At 62.5% G+C, this 4,549-nt stretch carries 5 protein-coding genes; 1 reads left to right on the top strand and 4 read right to left on the bottom strand.

All coding sequences use genetic code 11. The annotated features are described in order from the left end of the window. Positions 1-336 (top strand): DUF2269 domain-containing protein (locus EN932_RS29980; RefSeq protein ID WP_164890685.1); only part of this gene is annotated, 336 nt, incomplete at its 5' end. Positions 337-902: 566 nt separating this feature from the next. On the opposite strand, the gene EN932_RS29975 is transcribed toward EN932_RS29980, so the two are convergent. The 4 genes from EN932_RS29975 to EN932_RS29960 form a co-directional block, all read right to left on the bottom strand. After that, positions 903-1,760, bottom strand: coding sequence for an alpha/beta hydrolase (locus EN932_RS29975; RefSeq protein WP_224673125.1), 858 nt, complete (start codon positions 1,758-1,760; stop codon positions 903-905). 259 nt (positions 1,761-2,019) lie between these two features. Next, entirely contained in the window at positions 2,020-2,844 is an 825-nt protein-coding gene (locus EN932_RS29970) for a cyanophycinase (RefSeq protein ID WP_013525046.1), read from the bottom strand. Further along, positions 2,841-3,743 (bottom strand): isoaspartyl peptidase/L-asparaginase family protein, encoded by a 903-nt coding sequence (locus EN932_RS29965; protein WP_127413915.1) that lies wholly within the window; start codon positions 3,741-3,743, stop codon positions 2,841-2,843. The genes EN932_RS29970 and EN932_RS29965 overlap by 4 nt, the downstream gene beginning before the upstream one ends. Beyond that, positions 3,743-4,549, bottom strand: an 807-nt coding sequence (locus EN932_RS29960; RefSeq protein ID WP_281061562.1) for a cyanophycin synthetase, incomplete at its 5' end; no start/stop codon positions are given. The genes EN932_RS29965 and EN932_RS29960, both read right to left, overlap by 1 nt.

Below are 4,549 nucleotides of genomic sequence, written 5' to 3'. Positions count from 1 at the left end.
GCCGTTTTCTGCTTCACTGCAACCGCCGTCGTCGCCCAACCTGTCACCGGTGCATTCCTCGCCTGGCATTCCGGCTATCCGCTGACCGAGGGGTGGATTGTGCTTTCGATCCTGCTCTACCTCATCACCGGCCTGTTCTGGCTTCCAGTCGTGTGGATGCAGATCGAGATGCGCAATCTCGCTATGCAGGCCGCGGCAGAGAAGCAACCTCCACCACAGCGCTATGACACCTTGTTTCGGCTCTGGTTCGCCTTTGGCTTTCCTGCCTTCGCGGCAGTGCTCGCCATCTTCTGGCTGATGATTTCGCGACCTTCGATCGACTGGTTCGCCTTGTAGCACCGGACTTCGTCTCCCTCGTCACGGTCTGCAACATCGTTGCGCCCAACAAATGGCCGGCGATGGAGCCAGCCGCAGACTGCCTCGTTCCGTTCCTACATACCGGGTGGCTATGGTTGCACAGGTTCCCGGCCATCGCCGGAGCACCTCTGTGGCGGGAGGCTGACGGGACTTTGATTGCCGACGACACGTCTATCCACGTCGCCCGTGCACGGCTTCGAAATGCATCGTCGGCGACTTCGGTGGCAACTTGCGGCATTGCAGCCCGAGCTTGTCGTCACCGAGCACGGCGCTCCCGCATGCCGCGGGGCCTCGATCGTGTTGCCGAGCGGTTCGGCGAGGTCGCCGTCCGGCCGCAGTCGAGATAGCGCCGTTTGACCACCGTCGACGAAGGCCACATCTACCGGCAGGCCTGAGCAAATCAGCGACCGCGTTTCCCGCAGTCCTTTCGTTCGGCGATCTCTGCTGCGGATCCATCGCCGGCGTGACCCGTGCCTTCAGGAGGCAGTTCGGCCGCTTGGTGTCGGGCGCAATCGGAATCTTCTGTAGGCTCTCAGCCTGGGGGGTCAGCGCGCAGCTGGCGAGAGCGCGTCGCTGCTGCCACCTTCTTTTGGTGGACGAGGCATACAGGTGACCTTGTCGATCATTCCGAGCACCGCCTGCGGGTCACTGTGGTGGGCCATGTGCCCGGAATTCGGGATTATTTCCATCAGTGACCCTGAAATTTCGGCATGCAAGCGTTCCGCTTCACGCCGAGCGTCGAACAGCCTGTCCCCTGCTCCAGCCACGATTCCGGTCGGCACGTCGATGTCCCGATAGCTAGGTTTCGTAAACAGCGCCGCGCTGAGCATCAGGGCTGTCTCCACACAGACTGAGCGCAACTGAGAGGGGCGGCTGGCGACCTCCTTTGTGCTCACTGAAAAAACGTTCGAGATCGGCCCGGGCCGGAATATCTTTCGCATGGCCGACGGCCAGCCGAGCCTTACTGCGAGCGGCAGCAAGGTGTGAAGAAATGCCGAGCCCATCAGCGGTATGGCCGGTAGTGCTGCAAGAGCGAGATCCAGCCTCGGTGAGGGATAGTAATATCCAGAGACGAGGACCAGGCCGGCGACCGAGGGAGCGTGCCTGCGGGCCATCTCCAGCGCGATCCACGCGCCCCAGGAATGTCCGAGCACGAGGTACTTGTGAATGCCTATTTTGGCGGCGGCCTCGTGGAAGAGATCGGCCTGCTCGCACGCCGACCAGCGCTTTCGAGCCGGTCGCGAGCTTCCGCCGAAACCTGGCCGGTCGAAGGCGAGGACCCGATGGTTGGCACTCGCCAGGTCGAGCACGCCGCTGACCGCAAAATCCTCCGCAACCGAGCCATTGCCATGCAACAGGAGCAAAGGAGGCCCGCTGCCTTTCTCGATGATACTCAGGTCCACCCCATCGATCCTCAGAGTGCGTCCCCTCGAACGGGGAGCCAAGGCCTTCCTGGCGCGTGCGTTATTGTATGCCGCCAGCGACAGGGCGGCAGCCGCAAACAGTGTGGCGAGTTTTATCCGGTTTGAAAACATACTGACTCCTGCGCTGGGTCTGCACGGTGGCCCACCGTTGAGCGCGTCGCGGTTGTGCATCGGCATCGACGTCGCCAATTTCGGTCAGCCTGTCCCGCCGCATCTTTGCCATCAGGGTATCGAAGCCTCACGGAACCCCGACCGGGCGTCGCATCGCGAGATCGAAGGCATCGCCGGAGCTCAGCACGTGAACCCTCAGATCATGGATGGAAAGGGCGGCATCAGGTTCACCTTCCGCGATGTTGGAATGCGTGACGCCGGCTGCATCGACCAGATAGACAGCGCCGCTGCCGATGACCTTGAACATCTCGCCATTCACCACGATCGCCGTGTCTTCATCGATTCCGATGCCCAGGACCCGTGGGTTCTGCGACACCGCTCCGATGAGCCGCCCGATGCGGCCCCGCTCCGCAAAGTGCTGGTCGATGATGACATTCGGCAGCAGGCCCAACCCCGGCGCCATGCGAATATGGCCGATCCGAAAGGACGCAGCGTTCGGCCCCTTCACCATCATGGTATCGCTCATGACCGACGCGCCCGCGGAGGTGCCGGCAATTATGCCTCCGGCTTCATAAATTTCGTGCACCCGCTCGTCGATGGGGGTGTCGCCGATCTGGCTGGTGATGCGGAGCTGGTCACCACCGGAGAAGAACACAGCGCTCACGTTTGCGAGCGCGCTTATTTTTTTTTCATGCGCCGCCTCGAGACGGTCGTTGACGTAGAGCTCGACGACTTCCTTGATGCCCAACTCGCCGAAGGACTTCTGATACTTCTCGAGATAGCCATCCGGCTCATGCGAAGCGATGGTCGCAAGGACCAGGCGCCCGTTCGGAACCAGACTTGCGACCTCCTTCAATATGACGCGATCGCCGTCATGGTCCTCGTGGCCACCGATAATGACAAGCGTTCCGGCTTTGCCATTGGAGGGGCGCCTTTTCTTCCTGTCGGTCATCTGCCCTCGTCTCTCTTGCGCACGAAGACATGCGGATGGTTGTCCTCGCTGGTCATGAACGCGACTGCGAACTCCCGGCTGTTGTGCGCCCACCCGGACTTCCCGGTTGGGGTAAGCACGATGGCTCCCGCTTCACCGCCGATCGCCTCAACCTCCATGAGGGAGGGCTCCAGCACCTCCTCAATGCCCGCCATAGCTGCGTGTCCAGAGGAAAGTGCGCGCCGCGCGGAAAGCTCCTGCATGACGCGAGCGGCGAGAGCCTTTCGCGCGATATGCTCGCCGTCTCCCGAAAAGGCCACGGCGCCCAGCTGGTTGTCGGCGTAGTAGCCGCAACCGGGTTGCGGAGAATCGCCCACACGGCCCGGAGCGCTGCCGTCCAGTCCCCCGGTCGAAGTGCCCACGGCGAGATCCCCATACTGGTCAAGGGCAACGACGCCGATTGTATCCTTCGCCTCCGACTTGCTGGCCAAATCGCGTTGCTGCGGCGTGACCAAATCAGCCGGATCGCAAAGCTCCAGTTGTTTATCGGCCGCGAAACGCCTGGCGCCGTCCGACGCCAGCAGGATTGGCTCCTCATGCAGCATGGCCTTGGCGACACTGATGGGATGGCGCACGCCCTTGATCACAGCGACGGCGCCCACATTGAAGTCCCTGCCCTCCATGACGCCTGCGCACATTTCGACCTCGCCGTCCGAATTTAGGGCACTGCCATATCCTGCATTGAACGTCGGGTCCGTCTCGAGGACACGACCGGCGGCTTCTACCGCGTCGACTGCAGTTCCGCCGCCGGCCAGGACGGCGCGACCGGCCTCAAGCGCCTTGATGCACCCGTTGCGATGCGCCTCCTCCTCTTCTGGATCGATCTCCTTGGCGCCGCCGTGCAGGATGAGCGACCACATCAGCCAGCCCTCAGATGGCGAACACGGGTCTGATCGGGCCCTCGCCGAGAAGGTGCCGCGCCCTCAAACCCGGTCACGTGGCTCCAGACCGCCTCAACGTCGTCGACGGTGAGCACGACAAGGTCTTTCTCCCGAGCAAGCTGGAGACACACGTCGACGGCCTCTTTTTCGGGACAGACGGCTTGTATGCGCCCTGGAGCGCAGCCGGCGTTCAAGGCGCCTTCCCGCAGCAAGCCGGCGATCGTTCCGGGGGCTCGGCCGCGCAGTTCATGTTCATCCTCCTTGAAGACGATGACGTCGAATATTCGCGAAGCCACCGCGCCCATCTCGCGTATGTCGCAATCGCGGCGGTCGCCCGGTATTGCGACAAGGCCGATCGTGCGCTGATACCCGCGCTTCATATGGGAAACGAGCTTTCCCAGCGCCTTCAACCCGTCGGGATTGTGCGCGTAGTCAACGATCGTGCGGAAACCATGCCCGTCGAAGACGTTGAGGCGACCGGGAGAATGCTCGAACGAGGTGGTGAACTCGGCCAATGCAGCGCGGATAGTTGCCGCAGGTATGTCGTGGCAATGTGCCATCGCAACGGCCGCCAAGCTGTTGGCAACATTGAATTCAGCGGCCCCCTCGAAGGTCGCGGGAATTTCGTCGACGTCCATCAGGAACATCGACTCCCCATCCTCGTGGATGACGATGTCCCAACCGTCCCTGCTGCGCTCCCGCGTCACGGCGCGGCCGCCTTCCGCCACGTGGCTGCACAGGAAATCGGGCCAGTCGCTCCTGTTCACCAGCGAGAAGTAGCAGAT

Source organism: Mesorhizobium sp. M7A.F.Ca.US.002.01.1.1 (assembly GCF_004022955.1).
Taxonomy (GTDB): domain Bacteria; phylum Pseudomonadota; class Alphaproteobacteria; order Rhizobiales; family Rhizobiaceae; genus Mesorhizobium; species Mesorhizobium ciceri.
Note: the sequence above shows the minus strand (reverse complement) of the source record. Positions and strands in the feature narration are given on the sequence as shown.

Excerpts from the sequence above, each read along its gene's own strand:
- EN932_RS29970 (WP_013525046.1), bottom strand. The coding sequence starts at position 2,844 with ATGACCGACAGGAAGAAAAGGCGCCCCTCCAATGGCAAAGCCGGAACG.
- EN932_RS29965 (WP_127413915.1), bottom strand. The coding sequence starts at position 3,743 with ATGTGGTCGCTCATCCTGCACGGCGGCGCCAAGGAGATCGATCCAGAA.